Source organism: Microbacterium sp. LTA6 (assembly GCF_045690355.1).
In the GTDB taxonomy this organism is placed as follows: domain Bacteria; phylum Actinomycetota; class Actinomycetes; order Actinomycetales; family Microbacteriaceae; genus Microbacterium.
Map to the genome: position 1 here is coordinate 615,606 of NZ_CP147855.1, position 19,032 is coordinate 634,637.

18 protein-coding genes and 1 tRNA gene are annotated in these 19,032 nt (G+C 68.9%); 7 read left to right on the forward strand and 12 right to left on the reverse strand.

Translation table 11 applies throughout. The features are described 5' to 3' along the window. Positions 1 to 158 precede the first annotated feature (158 nt). A complete protein-coding gene (gene hrpB / locus LTA6_RS02895; RefSeq protein WP_407358589.1) occupies positions 159 to 2,717 on the forward strand; it encodes an ATP-dependent helicase HrpB in 2,559 nt (852 codons plus the stop codon). 29 nt (positions 2,718 to 2,746) lie between these two features. Here hrpB and LTA6_RS02900 read toward each other — a convergent pair whose 3' ends face one another. From LTA6_RS02900 to LTA6_RS02920, 5 genes are all read right to left on the reverse strand, one after another. Next, the gene (locus LTA6_RS02900) at positions 2,747 to 3,481 is read right to left on the reverse strand and encodes an ABC transporter permease (protein ID WP_407358590.1); all 735 of its coding nucleotides are present in this window, start codon (positions 3,479 to 3,481) and stop codon (positions 2,747 to 2,749) included. Further along, positions 3,478 to 4,242 carry an ABC transporter ATP-binding protein gene (locus LTA6_RS02905; RefSeq protein ID WP_407358591.1) on the reverse strand — a complete coding sequence of 255 codons (765 nt, stop codon included), beginning with the start codon at positions 4,240 to 4,242 and terminating at the stop codon, positions 3,478 to 3,480. The genes LTA6_RS02900 and LTA6_RS02905 overlap by 4 nt, the downstream gene beginning before the upstream one ends. 187 nt (positions 4,243 to 4,429) lie before the next feature. Next, the gene (locus LTA6_RS02910; RefSeq protein ID WP_407358592.1) at positions 4,430 to 5,026 is read right to left on the reverse strand and encodes a TetR family transcriptional regulator; all 597 of its coding nucleotides are present in this window, start codon (positions 5,024 to 5,026) and stop codon (positions 4,430 to 4,432) included. A gap of 55 nt (positions 5,027 to 5,081) precedes the next feature. Beyond that, entirely contained in the window at positions 5,082 to 5,837 is a 756-nt protein-coding gene (locus LTA6_RS02915; protein ID WP_407358593.1) for an AAA family ATPase, read from the reverse strand. A 121-nt stretch (positions 5,838 to 5,958) separates the two neighbouring features. Further along, positions 5,959 to 7,455, reverse strand: a complete 1,497-nt coding sequence (locus tag LTA6_RS02920; RefSeq protein ID WP_407358594.1) for an L-serine ammonia-lyase, iron-sulfur-dependent, subunit alpha — start codon at positions 7,453 to 7,455, stop codon at positions 5,959 to 5,961. 68 nt (positions 7,456 to 7,523) lie between these two features. On the opposite strand from LTA6_RS02920, the gene LTA6_RS02925 reads away from it, so the two are divergent. Next, positions 7,524 to 8,159, forward strand: coding sequence for a hypothetical protein (locus tag LTA6_RS02925; protein WP_407358595.1), 636 nt, complete (start codon positions 7,524 to 7,526; stop codon positions 8,157 to 8,159). Positions 8,160 to 8,253: 94 nt separating this feature from the next. Next, positions 8,254 to 8,796, forward strand: coding sequence for a hypothetical protein (locus LTA6_RS02930; protein WP_407358596.1), 543 nt, complete (start codon positions 8,254 to 8,256; stop codon positions 8,794 to 8,796). A 44-nt stretch (positions 8,797 to 8,840) separates the two neighbouring features. Here the strand turns inward: LTA6_RS02930 and LTA6_RS02935 are convergent, their stop codons facing one another. Next, a complete protein-coding gene (locus tag LTA6_RS02935) occupies positions 8,841 to 10,421 on the reverse strand; it encodes a DUF222 domain-containing protein (RefSeq protein ID WP_407358597.1) in 1,581 nt (526 codons plus the stop codon). Positions 10,422 to 10,690: 269 nt separating this feature from the next. Between LTA6_RS02935 and LTA6_RS02940 the strand changes: the two genes are divergently transcribed. Both LTA6_RS02940 and LTA6_RS02945 read left to right on the forward strand, forming a co-directional pair. Further along, complete coding sequence (locus tag LTA6_RS02940; RefSeq protein ID WP_363551000.1) at positions 10,691 to 11,188, forward strand: carboxymuconolactone decarboxylase family protein; 498 nt, start codon at positions 10,691 to 10,693, stop codon at positions 11,186 to 11,188. A 28-nt stretch (positions 11,189 to 11,216) separates the two neighbouring features. Continuing rightward, entirely contained in the window at positions 11,217 to 12,056 is an 840-nt protein-coding gene (locus tag LTA6_RS02945; protein ID WP_341975961.1) for a sigma-70 family RNA polymerase sigma factor, read from the forward strand. A gap of 25 nt (positions 12,057 to 12,081) precedes the next feature. Here the strand turns inward: LTA6_RS02945 and LTA6_RS02950 are convergent, their stop codons facing one another. Continuing rightward, the gene (locus LTA6_RS02950; protein WP_407358598.1) at positions 12,082 to 13,812 is read right to left on the reverse strand and encodes an L-aspartate oxidase; all 1,731 of its coding nucleotides are present in this window, start codon (positions 13,810 to 13,812) and stop codon (positions 12,082 to 12,084) included. A gap of 77 nt (positions 13,813 to 13,889) precedes the next feature. Here LTA6_RS02950 and LTA6_RS02955 point away from each other — a divergent pair, with 77 nt between their 5' ends. Continuing rightward, positions 13,890 to 14,822 carry a LysR family transcriptional regulator gene (locus LTA6_RS02955; protein ID WP_341975963.1) on the forward strand — a complete coding sequence of 311 codons (933 nt, stop codon included), beginning with the start codon at positions 13,890 to 13,892 and terminating at the stop codon, positions 14,820 to 14,822. A 52-nt stretch (positions 14,823 to 14,874) separates the two neighbouring features. Here the strand turns inward: LTA6_RS02955 and LTA6_RS02960 are convergent. Together LTA6_RS02960 and LTA6_RS02965 are read right to left on the reverse strand one after the other, a co-directional pair. Beyond that, a tRNA-Arg gene (locus LTA6_RS02960) sits at positions 14,875 to 14,947 on the reverse strand. A gap of 65 nt (positions 14,948 to 15,012) precedes the next feature. Beyond that, positions 15,013 to 15,594 carry an asparagine synthase gene (locus LTA6_RS02965; protein WP_407358599.1) on the reverse strand — a complete coding sequence of 194 codons (582 nt, stop codon included), beginning with the start codon at positions 15,592 to 15,594 and terminating at the stop codon, positions 15,013 to 15,015. A gap of 131 nt (positions 15,595 to 15,725) precedes the next feature. Here LTA6_RS02965 and LTA6_RS02970 point away from each other — a divergent pair, with 131 nt between their 5' ends. Next, positions 15,726 to 16,565 carry an SDR family NAD(P)-dependent oxidoreductase gene (locus tag LTA6_RS02970; protein WP_407358600.1) on the forward strand — a complete coding sequence of 280 codons (840 nt, stop codon included), beginning with the start codon at positions 15,726 to 15,728 and terminating at the stop codon, positions 16,563 to 16,565. An 18-nt stretch (positions 16,566 to 16,583) separates the two neighbouring features. Here LTA6_RS02970 and LTA6_RS02975 read toward each other — a convergent pair whose 3' ends face one another. The 3 genes from LTA6_RS02975 to LTA6_RS02985 all read right to left on the reverse strand — a co-directional run bounded on the left by LTA6_RS02975 (position 16,584) and on the right by LTA6_RS02985 (position 19,012). Further along, the gene (locus LTA6_RS02975) at positions 16,584 to 17,246 is read right to left on the reverse strand and encodes a GntR family transcriptional regulator (protein WP_407358601.1); all 663 of its coding nucleotides are present in this window, start codon (positions 17,244 to 17,246) and stop codon (positions 16,584 to 16,586) included. Positions 17,247 to 17,362: 116 nt separating this feature from the next. After that, complete coding sequence (locus tag LTA6_RS02980) at positions 17,363 to 18,004, reverse strand: NADPH-dependent F420 reductase (RefSeq protein ID WP_407358602.1); 642 nt, start codon at positions 18,002 to 18,004, stop codon at positions 17,363 to 17,365. 66 nt (positions 18,005 to 18,070) lie between these two features. Further along, positions 18,071 to 19,012: a GNAT family N-acetyltransferase gene (locus tag LTA6_RS02985; RefSeq protein ID WP_407358603.1), complete on the reverse strand. Its 942-nt coding sequence runs from the start codon at positions 19,010 to 19,012 to the stop codon at positions 18,071 to 18,073. Between the last annotated feature and the right edge of the window lie 20 nt (positions 19,013 to 19,032).

Sequence of the window (19,032 nt, forward strand, 5' to 3'; positions counted from 1 at the left end):
ACCGGGGCCCCCGGAATCACGCGACTCGCACTGCCGGAACCGCCCGGAGTCCAACAGATCTCCTGAATTGTGAACGGCCCCTCGACGACGCCCTCACCCGGCGACTCCGCCGGGCCTCCCCGAACGCCGCGAATCAGCGCATGCGCGAGACTGGACGAATGATCTCCGGGGCGTTCGACCTGACGACGATCGGCGAAGGGCTCGCTTTCGCCGCCGCCGTCGACGACCTGCGCGCCGCCCTGGACCAGAGCTCATCGGCCGTCGTCAGCGCACCACCCGGTACCGGGAAGACCACGCTCGTGCCGCCGTTGCTCGACTCCCGCTCCCCCGGCCGGGTGATCGTCACGCAGCCGCGCCGGGTCGCCGCTCGAGCGGCCGCGCGTCGGCTCGCGCAGCTCGACGGATCCCCGCTCGGCACCAGGGTCGGCTTCACCGTCCGGGGCGAGCGCCAGGTGGACGCGTCGACGCGGATCGAATTCGTCACCGCGGGTGTGCTGCTGCGGCGGATGCTCGATGACCCGGGTCTCGAGGGCATCGACGCGGTCATCATCGACGAGGTCCACGAGCGCGCGCTCGAGACCGATCTGCTGATCGGACTGCTCGGCGAGGCTCGACAGCTGCGCGATGACCTCGTGCTCGTCGCGATGTCGGCCACGATCGACGCCGACCGCATCGCGGCCGTGATCGGTACCGGCGACTCTCCCGCCCCGGTCGTCTCCCACTCCGTCCCCGCGCACCCGCTCACCGAGCGCTGGGCCCCGAGCGCGACACCTCGCCTCGACGAGCGTGGCGTCACCAGGAGCTTCCTCGACCATGTCGCGCATACCGCGGCATCCGCCGGGCGCGAGCTGGTCCGCGACCTCCCCTCGGCTGACGTCCTGGTGTTCGCCCCGGGCGCCCGGGAGGTGTCCGAGATCGCCCGCCGCATCCGTCAGCATGCCCCCGATTTCGATGTCCGCGAGCTGCACGGGCAGATCCCGGCGGCCGAGCAGGATGCCGTGATCCGGGGCCGCGGCAAGGATCAGCCGCCGCGCATCATCGTCACCACGTCTCTGGCGGAGTCGTCGCTCACGGTCCCCGGCGTCCGCCTCGTCGTCGACAGCTGCCTCTCCCGGCATCCGCAGCGCGATGCTGCGCGCGGCATGAGCGGCCTGGTCACGATGGGCTCTCCGCGCTCGTCCGCCGTCCAGCGCGCCGGACGCGCCACCCGTCAGGGCCCGGGCACGGTGATCCGCTGCATCGATGAGCGCACGTACGCTGCGGCTCCGGCCAGACCCGCCCCCGAGATCGCGACGACCGACCTCACTGATGCCGCCCTGCTGCTGGCATGCTGGGGCGCACCAGGCGGAGCCGGCCTGCGGATGATCGACCCGCTGCCCCTCGACAGCCTGCGTGAGGCGCACGCCGTGCTGCGCGGGCTGGGCGCCATCGATGCCGATGGGCGCGCGACGCCGGAGGGCCGCGAACTTGCCCGTATCCCCGCCGATCCTCGCCTCGCCCGTGCGCTGCGCGACGGCAGCGCCCTCGTCGGGGCGCGGCTCGCGGCCGAGGTCGTCGCGCTGCTCAGCGGCGATATCCGGGTCACGGAGGCCGATGTCGCCGGCGCGATCGTGGCTCTCCGCGGCCGGCGCGGACCGGATGCGCAGCGCTGGGCGCGCGAGGTCGATCGACTCCTGCGCTACACCTCGTCCGACGCCGCTGCTCCGCGCCGCGCGAGCGTCGACGACGCCGGGCTCGTCATCGCCCTCGCCTTCCCGGAGCGGATCGCCCAGCGGGTGCAGCGTTCGGCGGACGGTGCGACGTTCCTCCTGGCATCCGGAACCCGCGCCGCCGTGCGCGCCCCGCTGGCGGATGCCGAGTGGCTCGCCGTGGCCGATGTCGCCAGGGCTTCCGGGCGTCTGGCCGCCGGTTCCGGAGCGGTGATCCGCGCCGCCGCCATCATCTCGGAGCGCCAGATGGAACTGGCCGCCGGCCATCTGACCACCGACCGGGTGGAGGCGGGTTTCGTCGATGGTCGCGTCGTCGCCCGACGCGAGCGCCGCGTCGGCGCCATCGTGCGCTCATCGGTTCCGGTGCGCGTAACGGCCGAGGAAGGGCACGACGCGGTGCGCCGGGCGATCCAGGACCGTGGCCTCGACGTGTTCACCTGGTCGGATGCCGCCGACGATCTGCGCCGTCGGCTCGGCCTTCTGCATCGCGAACTGGGGGCACCCTGGCCGGACGTCTCCGACGACGCCCTGCTCGACGGGCTCGACGCCTGGCTCGGCCCCGAGGTCGATTCCCTCGCGACGGGCACTCGAGCCGAGCGCATCGATCTGGCATCGCCGCTGCGCCGGATACTGCCGTGGCCAGCGGCATCCGATCTCGACGCGCTCGCCCCCGACCGTCTCGAGGTGCCGAGCGGCTCGCGGATCCGGATCGCCTACCCGCCGCTCGATGACCCGATGGCGCATCCGGTGGTCGCCGTGAAGCTGCAGGAGTGCTTCGGCTGGGCCGAGACGCCGCGCCTGGCCGGCGGTCGTGTGCCCGTACTCTTCCACCTGCTCTCACCTGCGGGCCGGCCGCTGGCCGTCACCGGAGACCTCGCCTCGTTCTGGTCGGGGCCCTACACGCAGGTGCGGGCCGAGATGCGCGGCCGCTACCCCAAGCATCCGTGGCCGGAGGATCCCTGGCAGGCGCCGCCCACCCGGCACACGACCCGACGTTTGCGGGGCTGACCCGCCGCGCCCGCTGGGACGTGCACCTGCTACCTCGTACGGCGCCGCAGGGTCAGCGAGGCGAGTACGAGGGCGCCGACGGCGAAGGCCACCACGACGAGCAACGGGCCCGCGACATCCCATCCCGATTCCCCGGCGGCGACGGCTCCTACCGCATCGATCGCGTAGCTCAGCGGAAGCCAGTCCGAGATCGCGTACAGGACATCGGGCATCCGGTCGCGCGGCATGAAGAGGCCACCGAGGATGATCTGCGGGAACACCAGCAACGGCATGAACTGCACCGCCTGGAACTCGGTCGCGGCGAATGCACTGGCCAGCAGCCCGAGCGCGGTGCCGAGCAGTGCGTCGACGACCGCGACGAGGCCGAGCTGCCAGAGCGGGCCGTCGACGTCGAGGCCGCAGACGCCGACCGCGAACGACACCGTGATCGTGGCCTGCAGCAGCGCCATCAGGCCGAAGGCGAGCGCATACCCGAGGATGAAGTCCGCCTTGCCGAGCGGCGTCGTCATCAGCCGCTCGAGGGTGCCCGACTTGCGCTCGCGAAGCGTGGTGATCGAGGTGATCAGGAACATCACGATGAACGGGAAGAGTGCCAGGATCGCACCGCCGACCTGGTCGAAGACCCCCTCCTGGTCGCTGAAGAGCCAGGAGAAGAGTCCGACCAGAAGGCTCGGAGCGATGAGCATCAGCGCGATCGACCGGGGATCATGCCGCAATTGGGTCAGCACGCGGCCTGCTGTGGCGAAGATCCGATTGCCGTTCACGACCCGGCCTCCTCTCGATGTGCACGGCGCGAGGAGGGATGCTTCCGCTGATCCCGCTTGATGAGGGCGAGGAACGCGGCATCCGGGTCCTCCTCGCCCGTGTCGGCAAGCAGGGATCGGGGCGTGGTATCGGCGATGATGCGCCCTTCGCGCATGAGCAGCAGACGATCGCAGCGCAGCGCCTCGTCCATCACGTGGCTGGAGACGATCAGGGTCACACCGCGGTCGGTGAGCTGCCGGAAGAGCGTCCACAACTCGGCTCGCAGCACCGGGTCGAGCCCGACGGTCGGCTCGTCGAGGACGATGAGCTCCGGCACGCCGATGAGCGCCATCGCCAGTGAGGCGCGGGTGAGCTGCCCGCCGCTGAGGGAGTCGACCATCTGATCGGCCTGTGCGCGGAGACCGACCTCGTCGATGACCCGGGCGATGTCGCCCTTCGGCGATTTCAGCAGCGCAGCGACGTAGCGCAGGTTCTGCCGCACGCTGAGGTCGCCGTATACCGCGGCGCCCTGTGTGCCATAGGCGACCCGGCGTCGCAGTTGCCGCGATCCGCCCGGCTCACCCAGCACGGTGACATCACCGCCCTCGATGCGCTGGACGCCGACGATCGAACGCATCAGGGTGGTCTTTCCGCATCCGGACGGACCGAGGAGGCCCGTGATCTCGCCGCGCGGGATCGTCAGGTCGATGCCGTCGAACACGCGCGTCTTCCCTCGCCGCACCCGAAGCTGCGCGATCTCGACGGCCGGTTTATTCATCATGCGATGAATTATGCGCCTGTGAGTGCGCGCGGTCAATGGGTGGCGTGCGCGGGCACGCCTTCTGAGGCGAGCACAACTTCGGATGCCGGATACAACACGCCCCACATGCACCGCCGTTCACGGCGCGCCGAAGGGCGACGCCCGAAGTTGTGCACGGCGGGCGAGGGCGGATACCGCCGCGCCCGCTTCAGCCGAAGAGATAGCGCTGCAGGGTGGGGCCGACCTGCACGACGATGTCGTCGACGGAGGCATCGGCGAGCGGCGGCAGTTGCAGCACATACCGCGCCATCAGCAGCCCTCCGATCTGCGACGCGACCAGCCCCGCCCGCAGCTGGGCATCGGGACCATCGATCACCGCAGCGACGCGCGCGAGCAGCTCGCGCGTGAGGAAACCCGCGAGCAGGGGCGTCGTCAGCTTGCTGCCGACGGTCGCGCGCAGCAGGAGCACCCCGCGTCGACGCACCTCCGGCTTCTCCCATTCCTCCAGGATGTAGCGGACCAACCGCGCTCCGACTTCATCGCGCGGGCCCGCGAGGATGCCGGGAACATCGATGTCGGGTCGCATCGGCACGCCCACTGCTTCAGCGAACAGGTCGGCCTTCGTGCCGAAGTAGTGGTGCACGAGCGCGGAATCCACACCGGCACGCGCGGCGATCGAACGGACGGTCGAGCCGTCGTAGCCGTGCTCCCCGAACTCATCGACAGCAGCGGCGATGATGCGCCCACGCGAATCGGTGGCGCCCTTGGGGCGACCCCTTCGTCGCGGTGCGCTCTTGTCGCTCATGCCCGCCAGCCTACGACTTCGTCGGTGCCGGATCGCGAGGATGCAGTGCCGAAATCTAGTCGAGCAGATGGCGCAGGTAGCGCTCCGGGGAATCGAGAAAGGAGCGCCAGTGGTTCACGATCTCGAGGTCGCCCCACTCGGCGGGTCGCACACCCCAGTCGCCGACCTCGAGGATCCGTGCACCGGGAAGCGCGGCGAGCACCGGAGAGTGCGTCGCGCAGACGACCTGCCCGCCTTCGTCGGCGATGCGCCGGAGCACCGCGATGAGCGCCAGGGTCGATTGGAAGGACAGCGCCGCCTCCGGCTCATCGAGGCAATAGAAGCCCGGCTCGTCGAAGCGGCTGTCCAGGAGAGCGAGGAAGGACTCGCCGTGGCTCATCTCATGGAAGGGCACATCGGGAGCCCGAGTCGACGGGTTCTCCTCGAGATATGTGTAGAACGAATGCATGGTCTCGGCGCGCAGGAAGAATCCCCACCGGCTGGCGCCGACGCCGCGCTGCAGACGAAGCCAGTCGGAAAGCGGTGACTCCGTCGGCCGTGTGCGGTGCTGCGCCTGACGGGAACCGCCCTCGGGTGAGAGTCCATAGGCGATCGCGATGCCCTCGACGAGGGTGGACTTGCCGCTGCCGTTCTCGCCGACGAGGAACGTGACGCCGGGATCGAGATCGATGCCTTCTCGCAGCAGTTGAGCGACGGCGGGGATGCTCGTCGGCCACTGCGCACCGGGTGCCGGGGCATCATCAGATGGGCGAACGGACACCACCGGCTGCTGGCGACGCCGACGGCTGCTCGGCTCCCAGAACGCATCCATACCTGTCCTTCCGCGGACAAAATCGACATGTGCACGAACATCGCGCAGTGGATGTCGCCTCGTACGCAGAATGCCGCTCCGCGCACATGTGCGATCCTGCCTCAGGCCACGGACACCGCGCTCAGCACTCGATGACGTTGACCGCGAGGCCGCCCTCGCTGGTCTCCTTGTACTTCGTCGACATGTCCAGCCCGGTCTGCCGCATCGTCTCGACGACGGCATCCAGCGATACGTAGTGCGAGCCGTCCCCGCGCAGCGCGAGCCGCGCCGCCGTCACCGCGGTCGAAGCGGCGATCGCGTTCCGCTCGATGCACGGGATCTGCACGAGCCCGCCGATCGGGTCGCAGGTGAGCCCGAGGTGATGCTCCATCGCGATCTCGGCGGCGTTCTCGATCTGGCGGTTCGTGCCGCCCATCACCGCGGTCAGGCCACCGGCGGCCATCGCGCATGCGGATCCCACTTCGGCCTGGCATCCGCCCTCCGCTCCCGAGATCGAGGCATTCGCCTTGAACAAGGAGCCGAGGGCAGTTGCGGTGAGCAGGAAGCGACGGATGCCGCGGCGACGGTTCGCCTCGGCGACGAGGTCGTCATCGGCGCTGGACGCTGCCGTCTCCAGCGCTCGCGTCCCGTCGAAGCCGAGCAATGCGCTGCCGACGAGTTCGCCGTAGGGCGTCACCGCGTTTCCCGCGCCGAGGCCCGAGTCGGCCAGGAAGCGCCACCAGTACATCGCCACGGCGGGGAGGATGCCGGCCGCGCCGTTCGTAGGGGCAGTGACGACCCGGCCGCCGGCGGCGTTCTCCTCGTTGACGGCGAGCGCGAACGCACCCAGCCATTCACCGGGAAGCTCGCGGTGCCCGCCGGACTCGGCCTCTTCGAGCTGCGCGCGGATCGTGCCGGCGCGGCGTTTCACTCTGAGCATGCCCGGCAGAGTCCCGTCGGCGCGCAGACCCGCGTCGACGCACGACGCCATCGCATCCCAGATCGCATCGAGTCCGGCAGCGACCTCTTCTTCTGTGCGCAGTGCGGTCTCGTTCAGCCTGGCGACCTCGGCGATCGAGAGGCCGTGTTCGTCGCAGAGGGCGAGCAGCGAGGCGGCATCCGCGTAGGAGTACGGGAACGCACTGGTAGCGAGCTTGGCCTCTTCGCCGTCACGGCGGATGAAGCCGCCGCCGATCGAGTAATAGGTCTCCTCGGCGACCACGTCGTTCTCGGCATCCCAGGCGGTGATCGTCATCGCGTTCGGATGGCCGGGAAGCCGCGTGCGGGGGGCGAAGACGATGTCGTCTTTCGTGAAGGGGACGTCATGGACGCCGTCGAGGCGGAGCAGCGCGCCAGGGCGCAGGTCGGTCCACGCAGCCCGCACGTCAGCAGGGTCGCAGGATTCCGGGGCGAGGCCGCGAAGACCGGCCACGACGGCATCGGGGGTTCCGTGTCCGATCCCGGTCGCGCCGAGCGAGCCGAACAGTGTGCATCCCACGCGAGCGACGCGGGTGAGCACCTCCGTCGCGCTCAGCCGTCGAGTGAAGTCGAGGGCGGCCCGCATCGGTCCGACCGTATGGGAGCTCGAGGGCCCCACTCCGATGGAGAACAGGTCGAAGGCCGAGACGTACGCAGTCACTACATAAGGCTACGCCCCTCAGGGCGGCATCGCCCGGCAGAGCGCCGACTGCCCGCTACGCTGTGTGCGTGAGTGACGACACCGGCATCCTTCTGTTCCTCGGCATCGGCGCGGTCATCCTGATCGGGATCGTCGTGTTCGGCGTTCTGAGTTCACGGCGGAAGAAGAACGCGCAGGCGCGCACCTGGACCGTGCGGACCGAGTGGATCGGCGACCAGCCGTACCTCGCGAGCACTGATCTGACACAGGACGACAAACGTCAGGAGGAGCTGTTCCGCCTGACGTACACGATCGGTGGAGTGCTGCCGATGACGCTTCCCGATGAGAACGGCGACCCGGTCGAGCGCGACCTGCGTGTCTCGCGGATCGGCCGGAGCCTGCGCGGAGGATGGCCCTACGCAAAGCTGGGGCTCACCGCGTATTTCGCCGAGTGGGAGAACAGCGAGTTCCCGGCGACGTTCCCGGTCAAGGCGTCGGACAAGGTCGTGACGATCACGACGGATGCCGACGGCGTCGCCGCGCGGGATGCCGTCGGCGCAGTCGTGTGGTCTTCGCCGTGGAGCTCTCTCCTCTTCTCGAATGGGCCGGATATCGTCCTGTCCGACGGCGCCGCCCACACGCTCCGGATCGAGACTCCCGAGGAGCATCCCGAGCTCGAGGAGATCCTGATCAAATACGGCACCCTGAAGCAGATGCACTTCTGAGCGACGGCCGTCGCGGCCATCCGTCAACCCCCTTGGCCGGGGCGAGCCCTCGACGCATGCTGTCGTCACCAGGCCGCAAGACCAAGGAGCGATCATGACGAACAGTGCAGCCCCGCAGGAGCAGAGCGATCCGGCGGAGGGGCCGACATCAGCCCCCGCCGCAGAGCCAGCACCCGCACCGCAGACGGAGGAGCGGACAACCGCCCCGGCCGCGGCAGAGCCATCATCCACTCCGACTGCGGACGAACCGTCGGATGCGCCAGCAGTCGACGAGGCCACGACCGCCGAGTCCGCGACCGACACATCGCCAGCGACGGAGCCGACGACGGACGAGTCGACGGCGGAACCGGCGACGGACGAGTCGGTAACCGAAGCGCCAGCTGCAGGCGAGTCGACGACGGAACCGGCGACGGACGAGTCGGCAACCGAAGCACCAACGGAGCCGGCGACGAACGCCACTTCCACGACCGAAGAGCCGACCACCGAGCAGTTGCAGGAGCCGAGCACCGAGAAGGAACCCAGCGAAGAGCCGAAGGCTCCGGCGAAGAAGGAGCGTCCCGAGCCTGACCACGAAGCGGTGGGAATCGGCGTGGTCGGACGACCGCAATTCGATCCGGACGACATCACCCCGGGGTGACCCCGCTGAGCACCCCGGGTCGCTGAGCGTGCCGCAGCGCGCGGTCAGACGCGGGTGCGGGTGAGTGTGTCGAGGGTGGCGCGTGGGGTGCGCCATCGCTGTGCGGGGTCCCACCAGCCGGGTCCGCGGATCTGTGGGATGCCGCCGATCATGCGGATCTCCCATCCGGATCTGTCGAGGGTGCGGTGGTGGTGCCAGCACAGCGGCACCCCGTTGTCGGTGTGGGTCGGTCCGCCGCGGGCGTGTTCGGTCACGTGGTGGATCTCGCACCAGGATGCCGGGACGTGGCAGCCCGGGATGAGGCATTCTTTGTCGCGGAGCACGATCGCCCGACGTTGGTGGACGGTGAAGACCCGGTCGGTGACGCTGATCCCGACGATGCGGCCCTCGTCGAACAAGACGCGTTGGATCGTACCCGTGCAGGCGGTGTGGGAGGCGACGGATGCCGAGACCGGGGCGTCAACGCCGGGGATCGTCGCCCAACCGGCCGCGAATCCCGCTCCGGCGCCGGTGTCGCTGTTGACGCCGCTGTCGGTGTTGGTGCCGCTGTCCGGCACAGGGAGCGCGTCTGCGGCTGATCCGACTGCGAACTTCGCACCGTCGCCCGTGGCGAAGGTGGCAGCGTCGACGTGCACCACGAGAGTCGGCGCCGCCCCACCCAGGCTGGGCATCTCGTCGTGGCGGGCCGCGATGCCCAAGGCCGCGGCGAGGGCGTCGTGCTGCTTCTGCGCGCGGGTGCGCGGATCGATCACGTTCCTCGGGTCCGAGTTGAACGGATCCAGACCGTCACTAGCCCCGTCGATCTCGTCGGAGGGGCGGAACATCACACCCAAGTCGGCCGGGCCTGCTGTCTTCGGGTTCAGTTGCGCGTCGAAGATCAACTGCATCTGCGCGTAGACCTCGGGCAGCATGTTCCCCCAGACCGGGTAGGTCCCGTTGCGGAGCCTCCCGACCGTGAAGGACCGGTTCTGCGATGCCTCCGCCTCCGACGGCGCGGACCCATCCGGATCCAGATACAGGGCGATCAGCTGCGCGAACTGCTTCAGATCCTCCGGCGTCGCCGGAGGCGCCACATCAGCGGGCACAGTATCGGCATCTGCCCGCTCGCCGAAGTCGGCATCGGCGGCGGCACCGGCGAGGACGTACCCGCGGGCCTGGCCGGCGAGTTCGACATCCGCCCGCAACCGATCAGCCGCCCCGATCCGGACCCCCGCCCGTTCGATCGGACCGGTCGCCGCCAGCAGCCCGGCGATCCCGATCGTCCCGCCGAGCATCGCGCCGCGCAGTGCGGGCCACCGGGACGGCAATCGTGCACCTGAGGTGAGTTCCACATCACGGTGCACCATGTCCGCGGCCTTCACCACCCGGGCAGCCCCCGGTGCGTCAACGCGCAGCACCCGCTGCAGCAGTTCGTTCATGTTCCGGCATCCGAAGCCGTCCGGGAAACCCGGTTCTGCCCCTGCCGTCGTCTCCACGACGACCGCCTCGATGCGGCGGAAAGCCTCCCCGGCGATACGAAGAACATGCATCCGGTCGGCATCCGACAGTGCCCCGAGAGCATCCCCACTCAGCACCTGATCGAGGTCGGAGACGACCTGATCGAGGAGAGGTATGGGGTTGTTCATACCTCCATTCAACAGGGGGCCACCGACATTCAGACCCCGAAAAGAAGCAGATCAGAGAAACTTTTTCGATTTCCTTGGAGTCGAGCACCACCGGTCAGATAGTCGGTCCCACTCCGCCGCCGCGAGGGGTCGAGGCCGGCCAGCATCGGTCCGACCCGACGATCAGGAATATCGCGCGACGACGCATCCGTCACATTCTGCGCGCCCCATCCGTCTTCTCTATGAAGCGGTCCACCGGACGGCGCACAACCGACGAACAGGAGAAACCCATGACCATCATCGAAGCCCCCATCGACGCAGATGCGATCGTCACCCACAAGGCGCGGATGCCGCATCCGGCTTTCGTGCTCGAAGGCGGAATCGACGCGATCAGCAGCATCAACCGCGCCGCGCAGTCATCCGGCGTCCCGGAGTCACTGCTGCATCTCGTCGCGCTGCGGGCGAGCCAGATCAACGGTTGCAGCTGGTGCGTCGTCGACCACGCCCGCCAGGTGCTCGAGGACGGTGCTTCCCATGAGCGCGTCCATGCCGTCGCCGCTTGGCGGGACGCGCCGTATTTCAGCGCCAAGGAGCGCGCCGTGCTCGAGTTCACCGAGGTCCTCACCCGCCTCGCCGATCACCACGACCCGATCTCGGATGAGCTCTGGGAGGAGATGACGAGCCATTTCGATCGCAGGCAGATCTCCGGGCTGCTCTTCGAGATCGGCGCGATCAATGTGTGGAATCGCATCAATGCGGCGATCCGGCAGCCGGCCGGCGCCCACTGACCGGTAGCTTTCGAGCGGAGAGGTGCACATGCAGACGACCGACCTCGGCGAGACGTTCGAGACCCACCGGCGATATCTGACCGCCGTCGCCTATCGGATGCTCGGCTCGCACGCCGACGCCGAGGACGCCGTGCAGGAGGCGTGGCTCCGCGTCGCCCGCGCCACCCCCGAGGTCGACGATCTGCGAGCCTGGCTCACGCGGGTCGTCAGCCGGATCTGCCTCGACCAGCTGCGCTCCCGCTCACGGCGGCAGGAGAACCCGCTCGATCTGCTTCCGGAGGCGGAGCGGAGCCCCGACGAGTCCGACCCGGTCGTGCGTGCCGAGAGCGCCGACCGGGTCGGCTACGCCCTCATGCTGGTGCTCGAGCAGCTGACACCCGATGAGCGCCTCGCCTATGTGCTGCATGACGTGTTCGGCTTGTCGTTCGACGAGGTCGCGCCGATCGTGGACCGGACGACGCCCGCCGCCCGCAAGCTCGCCAGCCGGGCGCGGGACCGCGTGCGCGGGGCTGCCCCCGGCGACCCTCAGCAGGCGGCGACCCGCGAACAACGGCGGGCGGTCGTGGATGCGTTCCTCGCGGCCGCGCGGACCGGAGACTTCGCCGGGCTGCTGGCGGTGCTGCACCCGGATGTGGAGTTCCGCGTCGATCAGGGCGCTGACGGCATCCGTATCGTCCGCGGTGCGGAGAGCGTCGCCTCGAGCGCCGCCGCCTACCACCGCTACGCGGCGGGCTTCGACTTCGAGATCGTCGAACTCGCCACCGGTTTCGCTGTGGTCGCGATCTCCGACGGCGTCCCGGAATCCCTCCTCCTGTTCACCTCGGAGGGAGATCGCATCGTGGCCATGGAGACCCGCCTGATCCGCTGACGCAGAGCCGAACGACGAGAGACGGCTACTCGACGAGCTTGCCCACCGTGTCGACGTCGCGCATGAGCTCGGCGATCTCGTCGGGGATCGGCGGGATCGACTCGCGCGTCACACCCGTGCGCGGCGACCAGACGAGGTTCACCTGCAGCGCCTGATCGGTCTCGGGATAGTCGCTGCGGTTGTGGCATCCGCGGGTCTCCCGCCGCTCGAGGGCCGCCTCCATCGTGGCCCGGGCGGCGAGCGCCGACGCCTTCAGATCGAACGCATGCGCGAGATCTTGGAACCCGGCGATGTCCGGGTGGATTCCGATGTCGGCCATCCGCGCTTCGATCGCGTCGAGCTCGGCGAGCCCCGCGAGCAGCCCCTCCTCGGATCGCACCACGCCTGCATGCGACGTCATGGTGTTGCGGATCGCGCGCTGCAGCGCACGGACGTTCTCCCGCCCATCCGCAGCGAGCAGGTCATCGACCTCTGCACGGGCAGCCGCCACGGCGGCAGCAGATCGCCGCTGCGCATCCAATCCAGCAGCATGCGCCATCGCTGCCTGCCCCACCAGACGGCCGTAGACGAGCAACTCGATGAGCGAGTTGCCGCCGAGGCGATTCGCACCGTGCAGCCCGCTCGAGGCCTCCCCGATCGCATACAGGCCCTCGACGTCGGTCCGGTGGTCTTCCGGGCGCACCCAGACGCCGCCCATCGAGTAGTGGGCGGTCGGTGCGATCTCGATCGGGTCCGTGGTGATGTCGAGCATCTGCAGCTCGAGCATCGTCTGGTAGACGCGCGGCAGTCGCGACATGATCGTCTCGCGCGGGAGGTGCGACACGTCGAGCCAGACGCCGCCGTTCTCGGTACCGCGCCCCTCGGCGATCTCGGTGTAGGCGGCGAGAGCGACGCGGTCGCGGGTCGACAGCTCCATCCGCTCCGGATCGTACTTCTCCATGAACCGCTCGCCGAGTGCGTTGCGCAGGATTCCGCCTTCACCGCGCGCCGCCTCGGAGATCAGGGTTCCCGCGGCGTTCTCGGGCTCGATGATCCCGGACGGATGGAACTGCACGAGCTCAGGGTCGCGCAGCCGCGCCCCGGCCTCGACTGCGAGCCGGAAGGAGTCGCCGGTGTTCTCGTCACGACGAGAAGACGTGCGCCGCCAGATGCGGTTGTGGCCGCCGGCGGCGAGGATGACGGCATCCGCATGGATCAGGTAGCGAGTGCCGTCGCTCTGATCGAAGCCGTACGCGCCGAACACGACGTTGTCGCGGACGAGCAGACGTGTGATGTAGACGTGGTCGAGGATCGGCACGTGCAGCTGCTCGGCCCGGCGCACCAGCGAACGCTGGATCTCAAGGCCGGTGTAGTCGCCGGCGAACGCGGTGCGCCGGAAGGTGTGTGCGCCGAAGAAGCGCTGCGAGATGCGTCCGTCGTCTTCGCGGGCGAAGTCCATGCCGTAGCGCTCGAGGTCGCGGATGCCGCGCTCCGCGCCCTTCGCGACGATCTCGACCGTGTGCGGATTGGCGAGGAGGTAGCTCTCCTTGATCGTGTCGGCGGCGTGCTGCTGCCAGCTGTCCTCGGCATCCATGGTGCCGAGTGCGGCGTTGATGCCCCCTGCGGCGAGTGCGGTGTGCGCATCCTGCCGCGGCCGCTTGCCGACCGCCAGAACGTCGACGCCCCGCTCGGCCACTTCGATCGCCGCGCGCAGGCCGGAGCCCCCTGTTCCGATGACGAGGACGGAAGTGGAGATCTGTCGTTCGCGTGTGCTCATATCCTCCACGCTAGGAACCCGACGGCGATAACTCCAATGCATTGTTCGGCTTGATTCGATAGCTGTAGACTATTCTCATGAATCTGGAGCAGCTCCGCGGGTTCGTCCGCGTCGCCCAGCTCGGGCACTTCACCCGGGCCGCCGAGGACCTCCATCTGGCCCAGCCTTCGCTGAGCCGGCAGATCTCGACGCTCGAACAGGAGCTCGGGGCCGCGCTCTTCCACCGCGCACGCGGACATATCTCGCTCACTCCCGCCGGCGAGGCGCTGATGCCCCGCGCGCAGCGGATGCTCGCCGAGGCCGATGCCATCAAAGAGGAGATGAGCGACCTCGCCGGACTCCGACGAGGAAAAGTGCGTCTCGGCGCCACTCCTACCCTTTGCATCAGCCTCGTGCCCGAGGCGGTCGGGGCCTTCCACGAGATGCATCCCGGCATCGAGCTGCACCTCTCCGAGGCCGGCTCCCGACTGCTCATCGAGCAACTCGCCGTCGGCGCGGTCGACATGGCGCTCATCACCGCATCCGATGACCCGCCCGTCGCCGGCGTCAGTCTCACGAGAATGCCGCTGCTGTCCGAAGAGCTCGTCGTCGTGTCGTCCGCCGCCCGCCCCCCGATCTCGGCGCAGGCGACGATCGCGCTGGAGCAGCTCGCCGAGCTGCCGCTGATCGCCTTCGACGAGAGCTACGACCTGCGGGCGACGACCGATGCCGCGTTCCGCGCCGTCGGCCTCGCACCGACGCCGGTGCTGGAGGGGGCCGAAATGGACGCGGTGCTGCGCTTCGTCGAGCGCGGCCTGGGAGTCGCGGTCGTGCCGGCGATGGTGCTGCTCGATCGACCGGAACTGCGTTCGGTGCGGCTGGCGCATCCACTGATGACGCGGACGATCATCCTCGCCCATCGCACCGACGTGACGCCGACCGCCGCCGGTGCCGCCATGCGGCGGGTCATCGTCTCGACGGCCGCCGAGGTCGCACAACGCGACCCGGCGATCACGAGCCTGCTCGGGTAGTCCGGAAAGCAGAATTCCCCGCCACTTCCGTGGCGGGGAATTTCTGATGCTGTGCGCCCGAAGGGACTCGAACCCCTAACCTTCTGATCCGTAGTCAGATGCTCTATCCATTGAGCTACGGGCGCTCCTGCCCGCTCAGCGGGCCGACGATAAGCCTACAACAGTCGCGTCGCGATTGCGAAACGAGGGCTCAGTCGTGCTCTGCGGCCGCCTTCTGCTTCTTCTTCACCTTGCGGCGGGCACGCTGCTGCGAGGACAGCGCCTGCAGATCGACGAGCCGGAGCGCCTGCATCCGCGCCTCGCGCATGGTGTCGTAGTCGGGATCCTGATCGGGGCGCATCCCCTCGACGCGCAGGCGCCGATCGAGGTTGTGCCGCACGTCGGCCCAGGCCCCCTCCCGCGCTTCCTCCACGATGACGCTGAGCGCCTCCGGATCTTCCATCGTCTCGCGCAGTCTGGTGGCGACCCCGTGGGACTGCTTCGCCCGACGCTTGAGGTTGCGCACGTCGCGGTCACGGTAGTCGTGCGTGCCCGAAGGGTCGGAGTGACGACCGCGGGCGCGCTTGCGCAGTTCCGCGAGCGTCTTCTCGGCCTGCTCCGCTTCCTCCGCCATCGCGCGCAGCGCTTCACGGGCGTCGGCGATGTATTTGCCGGTGTCGAAGGCGCCGCCCTGGGCGATCGTGTCGACGAGGATGTGGTTCTTCACGACGAGGCGCGCAGCTGAGGTCGCGATCGCGACACCCTCAGCGATGGCATCCGATGTTCGTCCCACCGCAACCTCCTCTCCTCGAGCGTACCGGTATCACTTGCGCAGAACGTCGGCCAGAATGGATCCGATCGGGGTCTCGCCGCCTACACCGCCGCGCGAGACGCATCCTCGAGATCGCCCCCAGAGGAGGATGGATGCAGCCGCTCACGTTCACCGGCAGCACAACGGTCATCACCGGAGCCGCGAACGGCATGGGCGCCGCTGTCGCCCGCCTGCTCGCCGCCCAGGGCGCCCACCTCGCGCTGCTCGACCACGATGCCGACGCGCTGGCCGCCGTGGCCGAGGACCTGGCGAATACGACCGTGACGACGCATGTCGTCGACCTGCGCGATGACGACGCGGTCTTCGCGGCGACCGCCGAGATCGCCGCTGCGCACGGGCAGGTGAACGCCCTGATCACGTGCGCAGGGTCGTCGATGCTCGGTTCTCTCGACCAGCTCACGATGGAGGAGATGCGCTGGCTGGTCGATGTGAACCTGTGGGGGACGGTCTCGATCACGAAGGCGCTCCTCCCCGTGCTGCGCGCGGCGCCGGCGGCTCACATCACGCATCTCGCCAGCGTCTACGCCCTCGCCGCCCCCGCCGGTCGCATCCCCTATGCGCTGAGCAAGTTCGCCGTCCGCGGCTTCTCGGAGTCGCTGCGCCATGAGCTCGAGGACACCACGGTCACGGTCGGGGCCGTCTACCCCGCCGGAGTGCGAACGGGGATCATCCTGCACGGCCGCTATGCGGCGGCGATCGATCCGGCCGTCGCGGCCCGGGCCGCCGCAGCGCAGGCGCAGATGTATCACACCGACCCCGCGGATGCCGCGGCCCGTATCGTGCGCGCCACGCAGCGGCGCCGCGCGCGAACGATGATCGGTCGTGAGGCGCGACTCATCGATCTGCTCGTGCGCGCCAGCCCGACCGGATACTGGGCGGCGATGCGGCGACCGCTCCGTGCGGCGATCGACACGACGACCCCCGCCTCCTGAACCCGTTCGCGGTCGCGTTCAGTCCGACGAAGCGGCGCGCGCCAGGAGAACCCGTTCGGCGGTCGCCCGCCCGGCGGCGAGGTGCCGCGGCACGAGGACGCGCAGGGCATCCACGTCGCGCGCAATCAGCGCATCGAAGATGATGCGGTGCTCGGCAGCCATCGCGACCAGATCGTCGTGCTGCCCGAAGAGCCACTGCAGGCGCGTGATGAACACGCGGATGAGTTCATCGAGCATCTCGTTGCCTGCCAGCTCGGACACGATCTCGTGGAACCGTCCGGCAGCGATTCGCGCTGCTTCCGTATCGCCCGCGTGTGCGGCGCTCTCTTCGCGTTCGAGTGCGGCGCGCAACCGTTCGATTCCGGCGTCATCGTGCCGCTCGGCGGCGAAGACGAAGATCAACGTCTCGACAGACTCTCGAACTTCGCTGAGGTCGTACAGGTCGCGCACGGTGAACTCGCGCACCACCGCCCAACTGCGCGGTCGCGCCACGACGACTCCCTCGCCGACCAGAGCGCGAATCGCCTCTCGCACCGGCAGACGTGACACGTGGAGTTCGGCCGCGATATCCCGCTCGATGAGCTTGGTTCCGGGCAGACGCCGGCCCAGCACGATGTCGTCGCGCAGAATCCGCGTCACCCGCGCAGATTCCAGTTCCCCGACTGCCCCCAGCCCTGTCATGTCTGAATTCTCGCACTGTTCGGAGTTTCGCGTTCGCGTGTGTCTCCCCGCGCGTGAGCGTCGAAAGGGACGGGATGCCACAGCACCCCGTCCCCTTCATGCGGCTGGAACGATCGTCAGGGCAGACGGTTCGCGAGAGCCAGGTTCGCGGTCAGCTCCTCGGCGTTCTGCCTGACCACGTACGCGGGACGATCGCGCTCCACGCGCCACGATTCGCTCAGCGGGCCGACGTTCACGGTGTCGAAGCCGATCTCGTCGTAGAACCGCTCGACGAACTCGGCCGCGTCGTCATGGTCGCTCGAGGTCGCGAGCGCGCGCCGGTTCGGCGACCCGGCCGGGGCGCCGGCCGTCGCGATCTCCGAGGCCAAGATGTGGTTGAACGCCTTCGCCACCTTGGAGGTCGGCAGGTGCTGCTGGAGGAGCTCCGAGGTGGTGGTCTCCCCCTTGTCGAGAGCCTCGATGCGGCCGTCGCGCTCGAAGTAGTAGTTGTTCGTGTCGAGCACGATCTTTCCGGCGAGCGGCTCGACCGGGACCTGGTCGATCGCGTGCAGCGGCACGGTCACAACGACGACATCTCCCGCCGTTCCCGCCTCTGCGGCCGTGGCGGCTCGCGCCTTCGGGCCGAGTTCCGCGACGAGGTCGCCGAGGGTTTCCGGACCGCGGGAGTTCGCGATCACGACGTCGTAGCCGGAGGAGACGGCCGCGCGTGCGACCTGGGCTCCGATGTGTCCTGCACCGATGATTCCGAGAGTTGTCATGTCCGGGCCAACGCCCTCCGCACTGCGGTATTCCCGTCGGTGACGCCGGAAGTCACGAAGGCCGATTCACAGCTCCAGAAGGAGATGTTCTTCCAGCCGACGGTAGCCGAGCTGTTCGTAGAGCGAGACAGCACCGACGTTGAACCCGAACACGTGCAGTCCGATGGAGCCGGCACCGAGACGCTCGGCTTCTCGTTCGGCGGCGTGCATGAGCTCGCGGCCGTACCCCTTCCGCCGCTGATCGGCGGCCACCTCGATATCGAGGATGAAGGCATGCGGATGACCACCCCGTCGGCGCATGCCGATCCAGAGGATGCCCACCTCGACGCCGTCGACCGTCGCGGTGAACAACTCCTGACCCGGTGTCTCCAATCCCTGCGGCAGCTCCTGCAGGAACTGCCGGTGGGACTCCTCCACCGCCTCCTCCATCGTGTATCTGCCCGCATCGACGAGGTCCTGCGCGAAGGCCGCCTCGGATTCGATCTCGTAGCGGGGGTAGCGCTCCGGGGTCATCGGCGCCACCTCCACGTGGGCCGCGATCTGCCGACCCGGTAGCGGCTCGAGCAGCATCTGGATGGACGAGACCTGGAAGCCACGGCCGTCGGCGAACCGATGCCCCGCAGCATCCTGGGGGAACAGCCCCATGCTGACCCTGCGGACGTCATGCTCACGGCCCGTGTCCAGCACCGCGGCGAACACGGCGTCGCACTGCGCATCGCTGGGTTCGGTGCTGAACGCGAGATCGACGATGAACATCGTGGTGCTGTTCAGGCCGAGCCACACCGTGCCGATCTCGCCGTCTGCATCATCGACGATGCGCAGAATGCGCGACGTGGGCGTGTCCGTACCGTCGGGAATCAGGTCGGTGAAGTAGGCGTCGGCCTGGTCGACGGCATCCTGTCCCAGGCGCAAACCCGAGTCCTGCCGCAGCCGGATGAGCCGCGTCCTGGTGACTTCCCGCCACTCGTCGTAGCGGTCGGCATTCAGAGGAAGCAGCTTCAGAGGCATTCGTCCATCATCCTCTGTTG